This window comes from Arthrobacter glacialis (assembly GCF_002909445.1).
Taxonomy (GTDB): Bacteria; Actinomycetota; Actinomycetes; order Actinomycetales; family Micrococcaceae; genus Specibacter; species Specibacter glacialis.
In genome coordinates, this window is the sequence record NZ_PPXC01000026.1 from 1 (window position 1) to 17089 (window position 17089).

Consider the following 17089-nt stretch of genomic DNA (forward strand, 5'->3'; position numbering starts at 1 on the left):
GGTCCTGCAACGGCCGGTTGGATCACTCAAAGCATTGACGGCAACGAGATCGACCGGGATGTCCGCAGCGGGAACCTTCACCGGGCGCTTTGCCTGTGGGTCATGCATGCCGAGAACGGTGCCCGAAGGATCTTCGTCCACAGTGACCGCTGGTGTGCAGCGCCGGTTGAGGAGCTGAACTGGTTTTCTGCGAGATCCAGGCTTTCTTCGATAAGCGCATCATGCATGGGTCGGAAGAATAGTGGCCAAGTTAGCTTCGCCACTCCGCTTGGCGACAGGGAAAGCTCGTGTCGAAGCAACGTTGAATTTTCCGAAAGGCTGCTGGCAGTGAAGGAGTGGTGGCCGGTGAAGCCTGAGGGGCCGGTGAATTGAAATTCGATCCTTCGTCCGGGTTCGTACGCGGTCACGAAATAACGCACCGGCCCATGCCCTCCTGCTGCCCCAATGTTGAGCGGCCGATCTAGGCGCATTGCTGGCCATTCGCTCCTGGGCCACAATCGATCATTCTTGCTCGCCAGCGAGTCAATGAGTATTCCGACTTCGTTGACGGGAGCCACAATTACGCGCCGGTGTGTGTTGTAGACCATAGGGCAAGAGTATCTATGATCTGGTCCTGCACGATCGGCTCCAGCCGCGAGAGGCTGTCCGTTTGCCAACGCCTTGCGGGACTAGGCGGAGACGTCTGATGCGTTTCTTTCTAGTGAACGGATATAGGCAGCGTTCCCACTGATCGCTGGTTTGTACCTATCGATGTCTGGTGTGCGAACGAAGTCCACTAGCAGGTCCAGCAGGGCTGCAACGGCCGCATCTAGTTGGCCTGCGGCGTGGAGAGTAATTGCTTCAAAAGCGCCCAGGGCAGGCGACTCTGGAAATGTGGTGCGAGCCATTGCGAAGACCTCGAGGGACTTCTCGTATTCGCCCACGTTCCGCAACGTTGAACCGTACTGAACATAGCAACGGCGCAGCAGATCGCCTTCTAATCCAGCAGCGAGAGCACGCTCATAGAATCCCCGGGCCACTTCTTCCTGGCCATCGGTGTCGTACGCCCCTCCTACCTCGTATAGCACTCGTGCATTCTCGGGATTGGACATATAGAGAGGAAGCAACGAATCTATGGTTGGCTGCATGTTGTTCCGGTCTCTGGCGGCGAAAATTCGGTCTAGCTCATCATCTAAAGTCATGACGCTCACTCTGCCATAGACAGTCCCGTAAGCCGGTCCTGCAACGGCCGGTTGGATCACTCAAAGCATTGACGGCAACGAGATCGACCGGGATGTCCGCAGCGGGAACCCTGGCTGGGACGGTCGATTCAAGATCCCTGCCATTAAATGTGGGCTCAGCACTCGGCATCGATGGCAGGGACGTTGACCGGCAATGAGGAAAACCGGCCCCGGGAATTGCCTCAGCCAGGAAGGAGCGCAGCGCCTTCCATGAAGCGAATACAACGCCCGTCAATATTGTGCGTTCACCCGCAAACTCGATGGGCACCGTTCCGCCGCGGGCCGATGCCTGACGCGCCATCATCTCCTGCTTACCGAGGCGTTCGGCCCAGAGCGGGGCGAGCTGGCAGTGGGCAGACCCGGTGACGGGATCCTCGGAAAGCCCGGCCCCAGCCCCCAGTCCCACATCGGTGTGTTGGGTGCTAGAGGAATGGGCGCAGTGGGATGATGACGGATTCACTGAATCGTGCTATCCAGGGACGGGTGCTCCATTCCTCCAGCGTGAGTTCGTGGCTGTTGCGACTGTCGAAGTCGAAGACGTCCTCCATGTTGGTGGCGAAGGCCTCGTCGTGGATTTCGAGATTGGTTTCGTAGTTGCCGGTCAAGCTCAGGCGGTCAATATTTGCTGTGCCGATGGTTGACCATTGGCCGTCGATGGTGGCGGTTTTCGCGTGAATCATGGCATTGCGGTAGAGCAGGATCCGGACACCGGAGTCTAACAAGGACCTGTAAAAGCCGCGGGATAGCCAGTCTGAGAGAACATGGTTGGAATCGCGGGGCAGGATCACTCGAACATCCACTCCGCGTTCGCTGGCTTCGAGTAGGGCCCTGAGGATCTGCTGGTCGGGAATGAAATAGGCCATCGTGATGTAAATATGTTTCTCGGCCCGGCCGATCGCGTCGAGGTAGATTCCCCGGATCGGGTAGACCAGACTTGCTGGGATGTTGTTGATCGCCCGTATCCTTGACTCCCAGGTCCCGGGTGTCGTGTGGGGAATTTTCGGGTTTCGGCCGGGAAATTGGCGGTTCCATACCGAGACGAAAGCGTTGCGGATATCCCATACGGATGTTCCGGTGACCCGGAGATGGGTATCGCGCCATTCAGTGGCATAGAGGGAGCCAATGTTGTAGCCGCCCACAAAACCTGTTTCGTCGTCGACAATGAGTAGCTTGCGGTGATCCAAACTTGTGGAGCGGATGGTGCCTAGCAGTAGCGAGGGTCGAAACATGGGGAATCGATAGACATGTATGGCCGGATGAAACGTAAAGAACGAGCCAGGTACCACGAGGTTGGCAAAGACGTCATAGACAATGTAGACCTCCACTCCGCGCTCTGCAGCTTCGTTCAGTGCGTCCTTGAACTGGAGACCGGCTTCATCGTTTTTCCAGATGAAGGTTTCGATAAAAATCTGTTTCTTGGCACCGCGGATCGACTCGAGCATGTCGGCATATAGGTCTGCACCGAACGTGTACAGCTTGATATTCGATTCACCGATACTGCTGTGGAAGCTGCCGGGATGGGGAAAACCAGGCCGTTTTGACCGCGACCGGCGTTTAATCGCGTCCCAAACCACGAGGCCGGTTATCACCGAGCCTTGAAGGGCTGTCACCGCGACGGCGGTCCTCAGGACGGTTTTCTTGGCTGCCTCAACGGCAGGAGTGGGCAGCGCTTGATCCATGACCACAGCTTAGCCCCACCTACCCAGAAGCTTGCTGTCACCGTCTGGCACCAATCCATGCCTTGCCGTATCAGCTCTCGCCGGCGCCGCTAGCCCAATACTGCGCCTCCAAATCGAAAATGCCTGGCCTCCGGCTCAACTCATGGCCGTCCTGGCATTTTCCGTCCTGCACGATGGTCGTGGCGTGCCGGTGCCCCAACGTGGGCTACGAGAAAAAACTCCTCATTTCGTCTCGGCGATGGGTTGCTCTTTTCAAAGGGGATGACGCCCTTGGGTGCGAGGTCGGACTCTGTTGTCCCGTGGACGGTGAAAAGCAGGTTTTCAGTCGTAGATGTTTGAAGATCCTATTTCGGGGAATTGTAGTGTTTGAGGCTCGAGGCGCCCCTGCCGCGTAGCCCGTTAACAGAACCTAGTGAGGGCCCTTGGGCCCAATACACTTTCGTTCCATGAAGGAGACAACCATGGGTGTCGCAGATAAGTTTGAGAACAAGGCCGAAGAACTCAAGGGCAAGGCCAAGGAGCACATCGGTGCAGCCACGAACGATCGCGATCTTGAGGCCGACGGCCAGGCCGACCAAGCCAAGGCTGGCATCAAGCAGGCCGGTGAGCACGTCAAGGATGCTGCCAAGGACGTCACCGGACACTGAGCCCCGCGGGGACATCTGGGCGGGCCCGAATTCGGCCCGCCCCCACTCGCCCTGAGAAGGCGAACCAAAAAGGAGTTAGTTCATGAGTTTTATCGCGTTCCTGATACTAGGACTCATCGTCGGTGCAATCGCGAAAGCCATCCTGCCCGGCCGTCAACGTGGTGGCATCCTGATCACTATGCTTCTGGGAGTCGTGGGCGCCCTGCTTGGTGGATGGATCGGTGGGGCGATCTTCGGCGTCGGGCTTGAGAACTTCTGGAGCCTTCAAACATGGCTCGTTGCCATCGTGGGCTCACTCGTGGTCCTGGGTGTTTACGGCGCCGTCGTGCGCCGCCGCGCCTAGGAAAGCCGACAGGTCAGGACTGCAACCGGCACTGCAGCAAACGACGAGTTCGCAATGAACTCTCACGACCCGCATCTGCGCCCCGCACCATCGCAATCGTGAAACACGGGCCCCCGGCCAATGTCCTCTACGAAGGACACGGGCCGGGATCACGATAAGTTGTATCCAGCGTAGTCGCCTACATTACCGGAGGCTCGGTCAGCCGCCGCCCGAGCCTGCCAAGCAACTGCCTGAGGTGTCGGGAAATCTGCATTTGGCTGACACCGAGTTCTTGGGCGATCTGCCCCTGTGACAACTCAAGGACGAAGCGCAGATGCAGCAGCCGGCGGTCTTCCGTGCTCGCGTCCCTGAGAGCCGCTTCCACGGTCAGCTCTTGCTCTATGCGTTCGTAGGCGGGCTCATCCACCGCCAGAACGACCTCGTGCACTCGGCCCTCGTTGCTCGATGAAGGGTCATTTTGTTCGATGTGCTGAGCGACCATGGCCATCTCGGCGAGCAAGGCGAGGGTCGTTTCCTTCACTGATATGCCGGCGGACGTACTCAGGTCGACTATCGAAGGGTCACGGCCCAGGCGCTGCGTCAGTTCGGGGCGTATGTGCTTGATCTTCAGCCTGGCCTCCTGGGTTGTCCTCGGTGGCCGCACCGCCCAGGAATGATCCCTGAGATGTCGCTTCAGCTCACCGGTGATGGTTGGCACGGCAAAGGCCACGAACCCATGATTCCCTGCCTCGCGGTACCTGCTGGCAGCCTTAACGAGACCGAGTCTGGCTACCTGCTGGAGGTCTTCGGCCTCACACCCCGGGGCGCGATAGCGGCGCGAGAGGGCGTCGGCGAGACCCATGAACTGAAGCACTAACTGATCGGTACTCATTCCGGGTTCTAACTGTCCGGGACCTAGCGGGTGAGAAATGCTGATAGACGAAGGCCCGGGTGCTGACTCCTGCAACGCAGTGCCGGGATTCGAGTCACGGAACCGTGGAGAAGTTCGGGTCTTTTCTGTGCTTGAAGCCAGATTCATTTTACGCAGTCCCGGGCTTTGAATTCGGGTATACATGAGGGCGGGCCCGTTAGTCACGGTCAGCGGACTGCCTGACGGATCGCGGCGAGCTGATCATCAGAGATGAGGTATCCGTTCCAGCGGCAAGTGTTACCCGGACGGAAAACCGTCTCGTCAGGAAAGGCCCTGTGACGGTGCCTGCCGGAAGCTACAGCCCACACCACCCGAACGCGGTTCCCCTGGCGGGCCACCATATATCCGTGAATCTCAATACCGGCTTCGATGACCACCACCTTCGTGGCCCTTGACGGCAAGTCAGCCGATGATCGAGTAGGGGCAAGCTCAGCCTGACCCGGACGGGCCGGTTGCATCGCTGTCACCGACACTCCTTGACCTCCGCGTCATCAGCGGAGCAAACGGTGGTCGCCGTCTCCGACATATTTAAAATGCCAGGGCTTTTGAACCCGAGCCCATGCCCGTGCAGCGCCACCACGATGGTTTGTTCACGTCGGGCGAGCGCTGCGATTTGTGAGGGGCTCGTGGCCTTTCTATGCTCGTCTTCGACCAAAGTCAGCTGCACGATCAGTTCCCGAACGGTCGCGTGGGAGAGATCGCCGTCCTCCGGCGTGGTGATATTCATGGTTTGGGTTGATTCCATCCCCGAAGCCTATTTCTCAGAGGGGGTCAACTTCTTCACCCCTAGGGGTGGACTTGCCTCCCCAAATTTGCCTTACAGTGGGGGAATGGAAAGCCTTCGCATCGCCCTGGTAGATGACTATGAAATTGTGCTTCGAGGGCTGGAGATGATGCTTCGGTCCTATGGGGACACCCTTGAGGTCGTGGAACTCGACCTCAACCGAAATGTAGACACACCTGTCCACCTCACGCTCTACGATACTTTTGCCGCGACCCCCGGAGACGGTGCGGACGTCCACGAACTGGCGAGCAATCCGCTGGCTGGCAAAGTCATTGTCTATTCCTGGGATCTCGATGAAACACGGGTCCAGGCGGCACTGGCGAACGGGGCCAGCGGATATCTATCTAAAGGCTTGCCCGCAGCCCGACTGGTCAGTGCGCTCCACGATATCCACCGGGGAGAAGGCAAGGTTTTTCCCGGACCCAGTGGCCAAGCGAAATCCAGCCTGGGCGATTGGCCAGGCCGCGAAGAAGGCCTCACTCAACGGGAGGCCGAGGTGTTGGCACTGATTACTCAAGGTTTGAATAATGCCGAGATCGCCGACAGGGCTCGGTTGTCAATCAACACCGTCAAGACCTTCATCCGCAGTTGCTACCGCCGCATCGGGGTAACTGACCGCTCCAACGCCATCCTCTGGGGCCTTGAACACGGTTTCTTTCCTGACCACAAACGCGTTCAACCGCGCCGATGAGTACCTGTCATTTTCCGAAGCTAAGTGCACAAATGTTAGAAGTCTTCTTCGCTCGTCTGATTTTTCAGAAGGGCAGTCCACACAATTTCAGAAGCCGGCAGCACCGCCCTCCCATACCGCAGGGGAACCTTGACCGGAACATCGTGGCTGGGTTTAAGCCGGGCGGATCAACCATCAAATTTGCTTCAGCAGCCGTCGTTCGATTTGGCCGGAAGATTCGTCGCGTTTCACCTGTTCGGTGCCGACAAATCCTGACCTCGCGTAGACGCTGAGGGCGCGCTCGTTGTCATTGATGACCCATAGTTCCAGAGTGGCACGACCGATACTCCGGGCATAGTCTTCCGCGCCGACGAGCAAGGTGCTTGCCACGCCGCTTCCCCACGAGTCTGGAGCCACAGCAAGGTAAAAGATTTCCAGGCTTTCTTCTCGCGGGGCAAATAGTGTGAACCCCACGCATGTGTCATCTCGACTGGCAAGGAGTAGCTTGGATCCTTCCAGATTCAGACGCCGTTGGATCCCAGGCATTTTTTCCTCGCCGGTTGGTGGCTCTGTACGCTGGTCGCGCAGTGCCGTGGCGCGAGCCCATATCAATGCGGCTTCACTTACCGCATTTGGCTCAAGGGTCATGGCCAGCTGCAACTCATCATCCAAGCTATTCACTCCAACATCTTGCCATGGAGCCCCTGCCCCAGTTGTGGAACGTCTAACGGACATGGGTGGAACAGAATTGGATTATTTGGTGGCTATGAGTTCGACTTCGAAGCCGTCGGAATTCACCAGGTAGGCAGCGTAGTTTTCAGGACCACCAGCGTGGGGGTACTTCTCTGCGAATAGCGGGCGCCAACCGTGGAGTTGGCTGTCCACCATGAGGGCATCGACCTTTTCTTCACTTCCAGCATGGAATGCCAAGTGATTCAAGCCCGGCGCTGTTCGTTGATGCTCTCTGCTGGTCAGTGCGGGGGATTCCTCAGCGACTATATAGGCGGTGCCTCGCCGCCAACTAATTCCTTGATCCCAATTCTGATCCGGCGAGTATCCCAGACGAGTCAGAATCCAACCCCATTCATCCTTGGCGCGTTCAAGGCTTGGCACCCACAGCTCGACATGGTGCAGGGAACCATCTAGATCTTCGTCCACCTCCCAAGTCTCACACAGCCGTCCGCTAGCGGAACCTCCTGCGGACAGGGTTCGCCGGCTGAACCGCATGCCCATGGTGCTAGCCGAACGTGCTCAAGATGGCGTGGGCCGTCCATGGCTGGTCGCCGCTCTTGTCGCTCCACACGACCGAAAGGGCGCACCAAGCGATGGCCCATGATCTCACCGTATCGACGTCGAGCCCTGAGTGCTCGCTGACGATCGCAAGTCGTCTGTGGAAATTTGACAACGCCACGTCCGTGGACGGATTGCAGAAAATATTGGCGTAGTCGAACGCCCGATGGCCAAACAACCCTTTGGGGTCAATCGCACGCCAACGCCCGTTGAAATCGAGAACATTGCCGTGATGGACGTCCCCGTGGAGTACCACAGGGGCTTCTGCGGCGGAAGCCTCCAGTAGCTCTTGTGCCATGGTTGCCGCTCGCTCAAGGTTGCCTGCATGAGGCTTTGCAGTATGTGGCTCGATCAGGTCTTGAAACCAAAGCGGCAAGGGCACGAGATCAGTGGGAGCAGACGATTTGTCAGGGACGCCGTGCAGGGAGGTGATGGTTTCGCAGAGGATACTAGTAGTCTCATCATCGCGGCCTGCCTGGCACATCGCTGTCAAGGTCCGTCGGCCGGAGGCCAGGTCCATCAGGACGGCCTGGTCGGTGACTTCATGCACGTCCACTGCGGCACAACCGGCCCACCAAGCTAGGACGCGGCCGCCGCGTGCCTCTTCGGCGACGCGGGCGACCTTGAGCATGACGTTTCGATCATGCCAGCGACCCGGAACTAGCCAGCTGGAGGGTGTGGTGACCATGTGCCCGCGTTGCCCTATAGCCCACCGGTCCATGTACGCCGGCACTGTTCCCGCAACCCAATCCATAAACAAGATCGTATCGGGTTGACAGACGGACGGTCTTTCAATCGGCGGTTGCCGGCCTCGCTCATCTCGAACACCTGCGTCCGGTATGCCGAACGGCTTGCGGACGGCACTCAACAAGGAATTCCGCCGCGTCATCGCTTTACGAATGGCGCGAGGAGCGCATGTCGGTGACCAGCCGTGGTGTACGCCGTTCCCCGCCGGCGGTGAACCACTGGCTCACCGGATAGGCCAGCCTCACTACGAAGTAGTTCGCATACTCCACTGCACCAAACACCCATACCGCCGTGAAGAGAACACCAACGCCAACATTGTTCGGCCACCAGGTGACCACTCCGACAAGGCCGACCGTCAGAAGTACGGGGAATGCAATTCTCAGCACGCTATAGGTGATCGCCACGCCCCGCGGCATCGCGACGCGCTCGACCCACGTACGCGCGAGCAACCAGTACAGTCCAGCGGCCATCAGCACAACAAGCAACGGGACCAGCGCAGACCAGAGTGCCGCGCGATCCTGAACCTGCGGCAGGCGAGGCGTCACGAAGAACAGGGCCGCTGCGGCGAAGACCGCGGCAGCGACGAGCTCGCCGGCACCAAGGCTCAAGTACTTGCGACGACGGGCGTCTCTCTTCCCGGTATCCATCCGACCATCCTAACCATCGACCACGTCGCAGCGACAAAGGAACGACACGGGGGATGCGTCCCGTAAGTCGGTCCTACACCGGACGCTGTGGCCTAGAACCTGGGGTGTTGTGATCTTTGGTTTGTGAATCGCAACGGTAAATGGCTTGGTTTTCACAATACTTAATGGCCGGTGAGAGTGTTGACTGTTCGCACGTGGTCGATCTGATTTAGTAACTGGTCTACGAGGCGGAAGCTGCCACCGATAATCCTAACGATGGGCGCGATGACTGCCGCGTGGTCGAAGCCCTCGTACGCTGTGTAGTTTTCGGGGGATAGGGCGTGGACACACAGGCCACACCTCCGGCGTCGTTCATTGCAATTGCTCTATCGCGGCAAATTATCGCGGTGATTTTCGATGTTCCCGCTGTTCCGCCCGCTGAATGCCACGCAACGTTGTTGGTGCGGCTGCATATTCCATACGCCATACCCTGATCGCACAGCTGGTGACTGTCACTAGGGCTATCGTCGACAGCAACCACGACCCAAAGCCACCAATGTCAGCAGTTGCCCCCGCGGGGCTCCCGTATGACATCAAAAATCCACTTGCCACAACAACACATGCCGCCGAAAATATGGATGCTATGGACAGCCAATGAAAGGGCCTGCTCCTCTGCTTCAGCGCTTTAGGGGCCGCCAGCAGCAAAGCCACTGGAGTCGCCACGGCGAAAACCATTGCGGCGATGAAGGCGGGCTCGTACATTGCATCCGTGAGCGGTAATCCGATCCCACAGAACCCCACCATTACGGCGAGTACAATCGGAATCGCCTGCCTTCCGGACTTCTGTGACTTGTCGACCCAATCCGGTTCCATATATACCCCCAAAGTAACGATGAACTTATCCGTGTAAACCTCCAAGCTAGCAGTCTTCAGAACGTCATTCTCTCAAGGTTGCGGCTAAGTCATTAGCTCAAGGGAATGGAGGTACTTTTGCTATCCGCTGGTGAGGCCAGAATTCTGGACCGCACTACCTGGGTTGTCATTTTCAGAAGTCGTCTGCACGACCTTGGTGCGCCCGTAGGGCCAACCTTCAGTGGGACGTTCTTTGACTTCAATAGAGTGTGTACTCGGGATAGTGTGGCGGTGGCCAGAGCGAACCACCCACCCGCGTCTTACACTGTGAATATGAGCATGGACGAAGGCGTTCCCTTCAGACATAGAGTTACCGACTTTCTCGGCCTGACCGACAGCCCTCGCCGCCAGGCCAAAATACTTGAGAAATCTACCTCGACTGAACTGCTAATCCGGGCAGTAGTCGTTTCTTTTTTCGTAGTTCTCTTTACCGTTGTCATATTCGTTGAACAAGACAGAGAGTTCACCTGGTTTCTGCTCGCCGACTTATGTTTAGCAGGTGCTGCAGCCATGACCTGGGTTCGTTGGGGCCGCTACCGAAATCGCTGGACCCGCTGAATGGTGACGTTCGCTCTGATTCCGGATTGAGAATGGCGGCATCGGTGTCGCCTAAGTCGAACCCTTACCGGGCCGGTGGGTATGGTGTGAGGCATTCCGATTCGTAGGGTGCCAGTTTTGCCCGCGATGTCATTTGCGTGATCGATCTTTCCTTGACACGAGGACTATGACCACAAGGCACACGACAAGCAGTGCGGCGTAGAGCCCCTTGACGAGTGCCCCATTTCCGATGAAGATCATCACCAGGCTGAGAGCAGCTAAGAAGGCAAAGCCAATTTTCCATGCTTTCAAAATTTTCTCCTTTGGTCATATGCTCCTGTAGACACTGGATGGCCTAAATGGGGAACGCTCTACGGGACGGTCCAGCATAGATCGAGATCTCCAACATTCCGGAGAATCCGGCTACTCTCGGACGCTAGTTGAGTTTCCCAAAGTGGCCGGCAGCATCGGACGGAATTCGCTCGCGCCTCATGGACATAGATATAGCCAGAAACACTATTCCAACGACCAGAACAATAACTGAAACACCAAGTAGGCCTATCTCACCTGAGGTCGCTTCGCAGCCCATAGAATTGCCCACGTCAGGACACGTCCGCCACGGCCCAAGGTACACCAGAAAAACGCCAACTACTGATGCAAGAACCAGCAGAATCCCCAATGCCGCGCACACAGTCTTTCTGTAAGCTCTCATAGTTCATCCAAACACAGCAACGCTACTCTCTTCATCCTCCCGTAGGTGGAACCTCCTGCGGGACGCTATGCGGAGAGCGCTTCCGCGAGTGCATCGATGAAGGGTTCGGAGTCGTTAGGGCGCCCGGTAAATGTTCGTCTGGTTCCGCCCGTTGTCAGGACTAGGGTGGACCAGCGCTTTCCGCGTCGTTCGCGGACCCCGCGCGACTCGATCGTGACCGAGCGGAGTTCGTAGTTGCGCGAGACCTGACCGTGGAAGATGACGTAGAACGAGTGAACGAAGAGCCCGTTCCGAAGTTCCAGCGTGTTTACGCCGTTAAATCCCCACCAAGGCCCGGGAGACATTCTAGCCACGGGATATCTCGTTGATTCGCTTCCATCGGTCATGGCTCAAAGGTACACCCCTGGCTTCAAGCCATCACTGCAAATATAGGGTCGACAGGGATTTGGTCTTGAGTAGGAGGCGGCTCCATTTCGCGACGGGAAGGGCTGGCAATAAGCACTCTCCTCAAGAGCCGCCAGTTTCTGCCGGCCTGCGGCCGAAGTCATGTAAGCCGGTCCGGCACCGGTCGGTGGATCCCGTAAAGCAACAGTGGCAACAAGATCGATGGTGCTGTCCGCGGGGGAACGCTCTGCGGGACGATTTTGTGGTTGCTATCGCTTGGGCTTGGTAGCCAGTTCACAAGTCGGTGCGGTTCACTTGAGTAGGTGGCCAAGGCACGTTCAGGAGCGCCTTGGCTTCAACGACGATGAGCTGACGATAGTGATCGCGTTCCACGTCCCATGACGGGTCCCAGTCGTTCCATTCGCTGACCCAGGCAACGAACGGTCGGAGTGATTCGGGATAGCCCATCTGGTCCCAGAAGTCCCCAATGGAGTCTCCGGCAACTTCCGGCTTGGCACGTCCGTCGACAATGCTCTCGCAAAGCCAGTGAATTAGTTGCCACCGCATACCCGCTAAGTCCATGGGCAATGCGGGAGCGAGATCCAATTCATTGGTGACGGCTCTGAAGAGCTCTTGGGCTTGGTCCTCCTCGCGTCGCAAGAGTCCAGCCAGGATGGGGAGTGACGGCGAGTCCGCGCCTTCCACCAATGCGCGCACGGCAGCATCAATTAACTCGTCTGCCCCCACGATTTGATCGAGAGCCGAGCGGATGGCGTACACACGGAGGTCTCCAAGAGCATTCATGAGACGAGTCTCTCAGAGCTTGTGACGGCTGGCATCATCATTGCACACGCAGTGTCCTTCGAACATTGAATTGGGCTCTCCCAACTCCGGTTAGGCCGTATCGGGCCAGTCCTCATTCGGGGCTTCCTCAGCTCCCGAATGGGGAACCCTGACCGGACGCTCCTATTCAGACTGCGAGAGTGCTTGTTCCCAGGCTGTTTGGTTGAGTGCGACGTACTCAGCAGCGGCACGCCAATGCTCACCATGGCCGTTGACATACATATCTGCCCAGGGATGGAACCCGCTCTCGCTTGAGGAACGTAGAAGTTCGAACATCGCAAGGGTCCGTTTTGCCATGGCATCCGGTAACGCCGTGCGCAATGCAAGGTCAGCCCCGTAACCGTCAACAACGGCACGCAGCCTTGCGGCTGCATCTTCCACTGGCTGTCCCTCGAACAACAGGCCAAAAGATTGCGCAGCGTATGCCAGATCCCACAAGCGGGTGCTCGGTCCAGCGCCATCCCAATCGATGAAAACCCACCGATCTCCCATGATGAGGTTCCATGGTGCGAGATCGTTGTGGCACATCAAATTCGGATTCTCCGCTGGCAGCAACATCTTCCATTCGTCCGGATCAGGAATCGGGAAGAATTCGCTTGCATCGTGGATACTGCGGATAATTCTCCCCACCCGCAATAGGTCCTCGTGCCCCAGCGGCAATAGATCGATCGCAAGTGCGCCGCTGACGTACTCGACCATTTGTTGCCCATCCTGATCGCGACCAAGCGGCTTGGGGACATCCACTCCACGCGCGCGGACAGCGTCAAGATAGCTCTGCACGGCAGAGGTGTTATCAATCCAGGGCTTTCGGACCGTCTCACCTACACGCACCACGCGGCCTGACGCGTTGCCACCCGTCAGTTCCTGCTCTTCATCGCACATCCCAACAGACTAATACCTGCAAGCCTGACTTCCGATCGAATGCGTTGGGTTGAGGCAAGCGGCGGAAGATGCCGCCCCGTGAATGAGGAGTCCCGTAAGCCGGTCGGTGACCGACTACCGGATTCTCGGTGGCGGACGCATGATTTTTGACGCCTGGCCGGCCCGCAAGTAGAAGGCTGTACGGGACGCTGGCGTGGAATTGTTGCGATGTTGCTTGAGTGATAACGAAACCAGGGGTGGTTAATCGAGAGAGACTGCACCGGGGTTCGTTGACTCTCTCACGCGAAGTCGAGGCAGTCCCCTTCTTCCCCGCCAGCATAAGATTTTTTGTCTTCCTCTGTAGCGACCGCGCCTAGGCTATGAGCTAGACTCCGCAGGTAAGTTCATCGATGGATGGAGGCATTGAAGAATGCATGATCCCGGCTACCGGCGACAGATAGAAGATAGCATTGAACACCACAACGCTATACTCTTTGCCATTAACCATTTGGATGAGGTGACAAAATTCATTGCTTCCCACGATTGGGAATCGCTTGAAATTGGCTTGGCGTCTCTGGCCGGAACTTCCGCTATTGGAGCAAGAGCAATCCTCGATTGTCAGTTCAGGCAGATTTCGCCTAAATACAAGAAACATCTAGCCGCCAACCTTGATCTGCTAAAAGCTGAGTTAGACAAACTAGGAGACTAGTTTCGGCTCAAGGAAGCCAGTATGCAAGGCCGCCTTCATAGTTGAGCTCGGCCCAGATCCCGACGTAGCGTCCATGACGGTCGGCCTCCGCCCGCGCTAGCGCATAGTCAATGCTTACAGCATTCTCCAGCCAGTTCTCGTAGCAGGCACGCGATTCGTCCCAGAAGTCCACCCTATAGACGGGATGGAGGACTTCCTCCCTGACATATCGCGGATCAACGCCAGTGACGTTCTTTTCCTTCGCGCCCATGGAGACACCCAACCTGCGCGGCCAAGCGTTCATCCAAGGCATACCAGTTTCAGTTGGGAACCTTGACTGGGACGATTCACCGATACTCATTGGCTAGCACCCCGGGTGCCCGGGCGACTCACGTCTTGCAACGAATATGAGGTGAACTGCCCGGCAATTGTGAAGCCGAGTAACTTCCAGAAGACAAGCTCCTGATGTTCCTATGACGCTGCAATTCGTCCTTGTTCTAGATGGCACAGTTTGAAGGGGTGTGGCGTTGCTGTGTGTACGCTGAAGACCAGCATCGAACACATCTGGGGGTTGGTTTGGGGAATAGTAGTTTTGATGATCGTTATCCGGCATTGTTCCAAAGAGGGGGTGAATCGCTCTCCCAGGACGTCGATGCTCCTGCCCTGAATCGGGGCCAAGCCACACGCCTAGTTGCGGTGGCGGACGAGAGACTTCCGTCCCTACCGGCTAGTCGCGGAATTGTTGGTGTCTCTTCCCTGCTAGTGCAAGAGCAGGAACCCGATGCGCCTCTGGGGTCTGTCGAATCTATGACTCTGTCGCCATGGGGTTTACGTAAGTGGCTAGCAGGACTTGGAGCTGCACTCCTGACCATGGTTGTCGGCGTACTTTGTTTGACTGTTGGTATTTGGGTTCCCTCAGCACGCCTTATCGATGCAACTCAGGAGAGTATGTACGGTGGCACGGCCTGGGGAATGAATGTGGCCGAGGCTGGCTTACCGTTGATCACAGCGTCGATAGCGATGCTGGCATTGCTTTTCATTCTAGGTTCCAGGCAGTACCGCTCTAAGGAACGCCTGCTTCGTATGTGTGCAGCTACGGTCGGGGTGGCCTCCCTTGTTTTGGCCGCGATAGCCATGTTTGGAGACCGAGCATTCCCCATCACTGTCTACATTGAAGCCGAAGCGAACGCCTATGCTCCAATGCAAATATGGTCCCTGGCTACGGGGACTGCCCGGCTCCCACTGACAGCCCTCGGGCTTACGATCCTGGTGGTCGTTTGGCTGCTTCCAACCATCAACTGTCATGAACAAGCCCGAAGTCGGGCCATGAAAGGTGGCTTGGTGTTGCTGGTCGTCGGCTTCACCATGATCTTTGCACCGCAGCTGTTTCCAGATGCCATGAGTGTGCCCATTTCTTCTAGCAATGGGATGGTCTTCTCATCACCGCCGTGGACGCATTCCGTCAAAGGCATGGCAAGTTCAGTAGTTTTCGTGGGAGCCGCAAGCTTGCTCCTGAGCGTGGTCTTCAATTATTTTCCACCACGGAAACCACGCCAATTGGAAGGACCTGAGGAACCGGATGCTTTCAGAATCTGATGACGATCCATGATCTAGATCAGAGGCGCCGCTGGAACTGGCCGGCGCAGCCAAGCCATGCCCGCCGCTGAGAAACGCGACTGCACCAAAGAAGATAACCGAACCCGCCGTCAGATACAGGGAAGTCAGCGAAACCGAAGGTGAGTCAAGGGCTCGGGCCGCCAAGTACGTAGGGGAGCCAATCTGTAGCGTCCATACGTATGCTGCCTCCACTCCCGCAGGCCCAACCTCCTGCGGGACACATGGGCCGCGGGCTGGGCTTGTCCGGAAGGTCTACATGGATTGGACCATTGCGGGACTCTTGACTCGGTTGTTCTGGCAGGGCAGTCTGTGAAGACATTCACGGCAAGGGGACCTCGATGAATTATCTGCGTACTAAGGCCGCCGTTGCGGCGCTGCTTGGATTTGCCCTAGTGGGTTGCCAGCCGGCGGTAGGCTCGCTCAATACGGGATCGTCGGCCACGGTGCCGAGTCCATCCTCGTCCGAACTCACAGCCATCGTCCAAGCTGCTGTCGAGGATCGCAACGGCACAGTCCTGGATATTCCCCCCTCTCTGCTCCTCGCCGACGAGCAGACTACAGAGACCTACCAAGACAAGCGAGACCGGGATCTGTCAGTTGTCGCCCGCTCTAAGGCTGGGTTCAAGGCGACCGGTTTCATATATACGGGCTTTTCCACCAGGGTGACGGTGGAATCGATCGAGGTGGTGGGTTCCAAGGCGAATGTCCGATTCAATGAAGTGACCGAACAGTACCAAACGTCCACAGCGGATGGCCGCAGCAGCGTTCCAACAAGCTACGCGTTACCCCTGGCCGCGACTTTCCTTGCGTCTGCGGACGGCTGGCAGATAGACAGCCTCGTGCCCTCCGAGCATGGCGGGGTCCTGCCAATGTCTGTAGTCGAGGACTGAAATCCGGCGATCAACGTCGTGAAACCCGCCATCGAAGGATCAAGTGGGAGATGTGTCTACGACATGCGACGCTTTGAGGAACGGTAGCTGGGACACTTCAGAGTGGGCGGTTGCGTTTTTGCATACGTCTACTAGGGCTCGGAAGGCGAGCCTCAGAGCCTAGAATTTGTGCATGGAATTAGTAGAAATCGGACATGCTGGATCTCTTACCTTCGACAGCATCGAACGGCAGGCCGATGGCTCTATCGATAGTGTGATCGTGACTGTGGATCTAAAGGGCCTCCACGCCACACAGCGAGTGCTGACGATCAATGATTTCCGCGATCTGGTGCTCTTCTTCAATGGTCTGTCAGCACAGTGGCGGGGGTGGACCGGATCCAAGAATTATGAATCACTCGAGGGGGACCTCCGGATCAGTGCGAGGCATGACGGCCACGTCAGTCTTGATTTCGAAATTTCTCAGACTTCAGTTCCTCGGGGGTGGAGCTTGGCTGGCGTGCTGCTCCTTGATCCAGGTGAGGAGCTCAGCAACGTGGCGCAGGAGATTGAATCCTTCTTTTCTGCCAGAACGTAGGCAACGATGCGGGTCTACTACTGCGTTAGCTATCGCAAGTGATCTCAGAGGCGGGGCAGCGTCTTTTGCGGAACGTTCTGTGGGACAGGAGACGCGACTGTGTGACTCGGCGGAGGCGCCGTTGATGGATTCTGAACTCAATCCACGCTGTTGTA

Annotated in this window: 22 protein-coding genes; 8 read left to right on the plus strand and 14 right to left on the minus strand. The window is 57.3% G+C overall.

All coding sequences use genetic code 11. From position 1 onward, the window contains the following. Positions 1 to 668: 668 nt before the first annotated feature. From CVS27_RS19750 to CVS27_RS19760, 3 genes are read right to left on the minus strand one after another with little or no spacing between them, the layout of a single operon-like run. Positions 669 to 1181: a tetratricopeptide repeat protein gene (locus CVS27_RS19750; protein ID WP_103467561.1), complete on the minus strand. Its 513-nt coding sequence runs from the start codon at positions 1179 to 1181 to the stop codon at positions 669 to 671. Then, the gene (locus CVS27_RS21710) at positions 1168 to 1680 is read right to left on the minus strand and encodes a PhzF family phenazine biosynthesis protein (RefSeq protein ID WP_103467562.1); all 513 of its coding nucleotides are present in this window, start codon (positions 1678 to 1680) and stop codon (positions 1168 to 1170) included. The genes CVS27_RS19750 and CVS27_RS21710 overlap by 14 nt, the downstream gene beginning before the upstream one ends. After that, positions 1643 to 2899, minus strand: a complete 1257-nt coding sequence (locus CVS27_RS19760) for a phospholipase D-like domain-containing protein (RefSeq protein ID WP_103467597.1) — start codon at positions 2897 to 2899, stop codon at positions 1643 to 1645. The genes CVS27_RS21710 and CVS27_RS19760 overlap by 38 nt, the downstream gene beginning before the upstream one ends. 446 nt (positions 2900 to 3345) lie before the next feature. On the opposite strand from CVS27_RS19760, the gene CVS27_RS19765 reads away from it, so the two are divergent. After that, positions 3346 to 3546: a CsbD family protein gene (locus tag CVS27_RS19765; protein ID WP_370739538.1), complete on the plus strand. Its 201-nt coding sequence runs from the start codon at positions 3346 to 3348 to the stop codon at positions 3544 to 3546. An 82-nt stretch (positions 3547 to 3628) separates the two neighbouring features. Then, on the plus strand, positions 3629 to 3889 hold the full coding sequence (locus CVS27_RS19770; RefSeq protein WP_103467564.1) for a GlsB/YeaQ/YmgE family stress response membrane protein: 261 nt from the start codon (positions 3629 to 3631) through the stop codon (positions 3887 to 3889). 178 nt (positions 3890 to 4067) lie between these two features. Here CVS27_RS19770 and CVS27_RS19775 read toward each other — a convergent pair whose 3' ends face one another. From CVS27_RS19775 to CVS27_RS19785, 3 genes are all read right to left on the minus strand, one after another. Further along, on the minus strand, positions 4068 to 4760 hold the full coding sequence (locus CVS27_RS19775) for a sigma-70 family RNA polymerase sigma factor (protein WP_165788365.1): 693 nt from the start codon (positions 4758 to 4760) through the stop codon (positions 4068 to 4070). A gap of 206 nt (positions 4761 to 4966) precedes the next feature. After that, complete coding sequence (locus CVS27_RS19780; RefSeq protein ID WP_103467566.1) at positions 4967 to 5266, minus strand: hypothetical protein; 300 nt, start codon at positions 5264 to 5266, stop codon at positions 4967 to 4969. Then, positions 5263 to 5544 carry a hypothetical protein gene (locus CVS27_RS19785; RefSeq protein WP_133159156.1) on the minus strand — a complete coding sequence of 94 codons (282 nt, stop codon included), beginning with the start codon at positions 5542 to 5544 and terminating at the stop codon, positions 5263 to 5265. Before CVS27_RS19785 ends, CVS27_RS19780 begins: the two co-directional genes overlap by 4 nt. A gap of 85 nt (positions 5545 to 5629) precedes the next feature. On the opposite strand from CVS27_RS19785, the gene CVS27_RS19790 reads away from it, so the two are divergent. Continuing rightward, complete coding sequence (locus CVS27_RS19790; RefSeq protein ID WP_103467598.1) at positions 5630 to 6274, plus strand: response regulator transcription factor; 645 nt, start codon at positions 5630 to 5632, stop codon at positions 6272 to 6274. A gap of 174 nt (positions 6275 to 6448) precedes the next feature. Here the strand turns inward: CVS27_RS19790 and CVS27_RS19795 are convergent, their stop codons facing one another. The 4 genes from CVS27_RS19795 to CVS27_RS19810 form a co-directional block, all read right to left on the minus strand. Beyond that, positions 6449 to 6934: a GNAT family N-acetyltransferase gene (locus tag CVS27_RS19795; protein ID WP_165788172.1), complete on the minus strand. Its 486-nt coding sequence runs from the start codon at positions 6932 to 6934 to the stop codon at positions 6449 to 6451. 72 nt (positions 6935 to 7006) lie between these two features. Continuing rightward, complete coding sequence (locus CVS27_RS19800; RefSeq protein WP_243399908.1) at positions 7007 to 7411, minus strand: VOC family protein; 405 nt, start codon at positions 7409 to 7411, stop codon at positions 7007 to 7009. 79 nt (positions 7412 to 7490) lie between these two features. Further along, a complete protein-coding gene (locus tag CVS27_RS19805) occupies positions 7491 to 8297 on the minus strand; it encodes an aminoglycoside phosphotransferase family protein (RefSeq protein ID WP_165788171.1) in 807 nt (268 codons plus the stop codon). Between the two features lie 139 nt (positions 8298 to 8436). Further along, the gene (locus CVS27_RS19810) at positions 8437 to 8937 is read right to left on the minus strand and encodes a hypothetical protein (RefSeq protein ID WP_103467570.1); all 501 of its coding nucleotides are present in this window, start codon (positions 8935 to 8937) and stop codon (positions 8437 to 8439) included. A gap of 1164 nt (positions 8938 to 10101) precedes the next feature. Here CVS27_RS19810 and CVS27_RS20630 point away from each other — a divergent pair. Then, positions 10102 to 10386: a hypothetical protein gene (locus tag CVS27_RS20630; RefSeq protein ID WP_133163003.1), complete on the plus strand. Its 285-nt coding sequence runs from the start codon at positions 10102 to 10104 to the stop codon at positions 10384 to 10386. Between the two features lie 756 nt (positions 10387 to 11142). Here the strand turns inward: CVS27_RS20630 and CVS27_RS19825 are convergent. The 3 genes from CVS27_RS19825 to CVS27_RS19835 all read right to left on the minus strand — a co-directional run bounded on the left by CVS27_RS19825 (position 11143) and on the right by CVS27_RS19835 (position 13186). After that, the gene (locus CVS27_RS19825; protein WP_165788366.1) at positions 11143 to 11430 is read right to left on the minus strand and encodes a hypothetical protein; all 288 of its coding nucleotides are present in this window, start codon (positions 11428 to 11430) and stop codon (positions 11143 to 11145) included. 325 nt (positions 11431 to 11755) lie between these two features. Further along, complete coding sequence (locus tag CVS27_RS19830; protein ID WP_133163005.1) at positions 11756 to 12265, minus strand: hypothetical protein; 510 nt, start codon at positions 12263 to 12265, stop codon at positions 11756 to 11758. 162 nt (positions 12266 to 12427) lie between these two features. Continuing rightward, the gene (locus CVS27_RS19835) at positions 12428 to 13186 is read right to left on the minus strand and encodes a phosphotransferase (protein WP_103467575.1); all 759 of its coding nucleotides are present in this window, start codon (positions 13184 to 13186) and stop codon (positions 12428 to 12430) included. Between the two features lie 409 nt (positions 13187 to 13595). On the opposite strand from CVS27_RS19835, the gene CVS27_RS19840 reads away from it, so the two are divergent. Further along, positions 13596 to 13874: a hypothetical protein gene (locus CVS27_RS19840; protein ID WP_103467576.1), complete on the plus strand. Its 279-nt coding sequence runs from the start codon at positions 13596 to 13598 to the stop codon at positions 13872 to 13874. A gap of 7 nt (positions 13875 to 13881) precedes the next feature. On the opposite strand, the gene CVS27_RS19845 is transcribed toward CVS27_RS19840, so the two are convergent. Beyond that, a complete protein-coding gene (locus CVS27_RS19845; RefSeq protein WP_133159155.1) occupies positions 13882 to 14157 on the minus strand; it encodes a hypothetical protein in 276 nt (91 codons plus the stop codon). Between the two features lie 566 nt (positions 14158 to 14723). Between CVS27_RS19845 and CVS27_RS19850 the strand changes: the two genes are divergently transcribed. The 3 genes from CVS27_RS19850 to CVS27_RS19860 all read left to right on the plus strand — a co-directional run bounded on the left by CVS27_RS19850 (position 14724) and on the right by CVS27_RS19860 (position 16934). Continuing rightward, positions 14724 to 15449, plus strand: coding sequence for a hypothetical protein (locus CVS27_RS19850; RefSeq protein WP_133159154.1), 726 nt, complete (start codon positions 14724 to 14726; stop codon positions 15447 to 15449). A gap of 359 nt (positions 15450 to 15808) precedes the next feature. Further along, positions 15809 to 16360, plus strand: a complete 552-nt coding sequence (locus CVS27_RS19855) for a hypothetical protein (protein ID WP_103467579.1) — start codon at positions 15809 to 15811, stop codon at positions 16358 to 16360. Between the two features lie 172 nt (positions 16361 to 16532). Then, entirely contained in the window at positions 16533 to 16934 is a 402-nt protein-coding gene (locus CVS27_RS19860) for a DUF6228 family protein (RefSeq protein ID WP_103467580.1), read from the plus strand. The last annotated feature ends 155 nt before the right edge of the window (positions 16935 to 17089 follow it).

Coding starts and splice junctions, on each gene's coding strand:
- CVS27_RS19750 (WP_103467561.1), bottom strand. CDS start 1,181: ATGACTTTAGATGATGAGCTAGACCGAATTTTCGCCGCCAGAGACCGG.
- CVS27_RS19760 (WP_103467597.1), bottom strand. CDS start 2,899: ATGGATCAAGCGCTGCCCACTCCTGCCGTTGAGGCAGCCAAGAAAACC.
- CVS27_RS19765 (WP_370739538.1), top strand. CDS start 3,346: ATGAAGGAGACAACCATGGGTGTCGCAGATAAGTTTGAGAACAAGGCC.
- CVS27_RS19770 (WP_103467564.1), top strand. CDS start 3,629: ATGAGTTTTATCGCGTTCCTGATACTAGGACTCATCGTCGGTGCAATC.
- CVS27_RS19775 (WP_165788365.1), bottom strand. CDS start 4,760: ATGAGTACCGATCAGTTAGTGCTTCAGTTCATGGGTCTCGCCGACGCC.
- CVS27_RS19785 (WP_133159156.1), bottom strand. CDS start 5,544: ATGGAATCAACCCAAACCATGAATATCACCACGCCGGAGGACGGCGAT.
- CVS27_RS19790 (WP_103467598.1), top strand. CDS start 5,630: ATGGAAAGCCTTCGCATCGCCCTGGTAGATGACTATGAAATTGTGCTT.
- CVS27_RS19805 (WP_165788171.1), bottom strand. CDS start 8,297: ATGGATTGGGTTGCGGGAACAGTGCCGGCGTACATGGACCGGTGGGCT.
- CVS27_RS19810 (WP_103467570.1), bottom strand. CDS start 8,937: ATGGATACCGGGAAGAGAGACGCCCGTCGTCGCAAGTACTTGAGCCTT.
- CVS27_RS20630 (WP_133163003.1), top strand. CDS start 10,102: ATGAGCATGGACGAAGGCGTTCCCTTCAGACATAGAGTTACCGACTTT.
- CVS27_RS19830 (WP_133163005.1), bottom strand. CDS start 12,265: ATGAATGCTCTTGGAGACCTCCGTGTGTACGCCATCCGCTCGGCTCTC.
- CVS27_RS19835 (WP_103467575.1), bottom strand. CDS start 13,186: ATGTGCGATGAAGAGCAGGAACTGACGGGTGGCAACGCGTCAGGCCGC.
- CVS27_RS19840 (WP_103467576.1), top strand. CDS start 13,596: ATGCATGATCCCGGCTACCGGCGACAGATAGAAGATAGCATTGAACAC.
- CVS27_RS19845 (WP_133159155.1), bottom strand. CDS start 14,157: ATGAACGCTTGGCCGCGCAGGTTGGGTGTCTCCATGGGCGCGAAGGAA.
- CVS27_RS19850 (WP_133159154.1), top strand. CDS start 14,724: ATGGTTGTCGGCGTACTTTGTTTGACTGTTGGTATTTGGGTTCCCTCA.
- CVS27_RS19855 (WP_103467579.1), top strand. CDS start 15,809: ATGAATTATCTGCGTACTAAGGCCGCCGTTGCGGCGCTGCTTGGATTT.
- CVS27_RS19860 (WP_103467580.1), top strand. CDS start 16,533: ATGGAATTAGTAGAAATCGGACATGCTGGATCTCTTACCTTCGACAGC.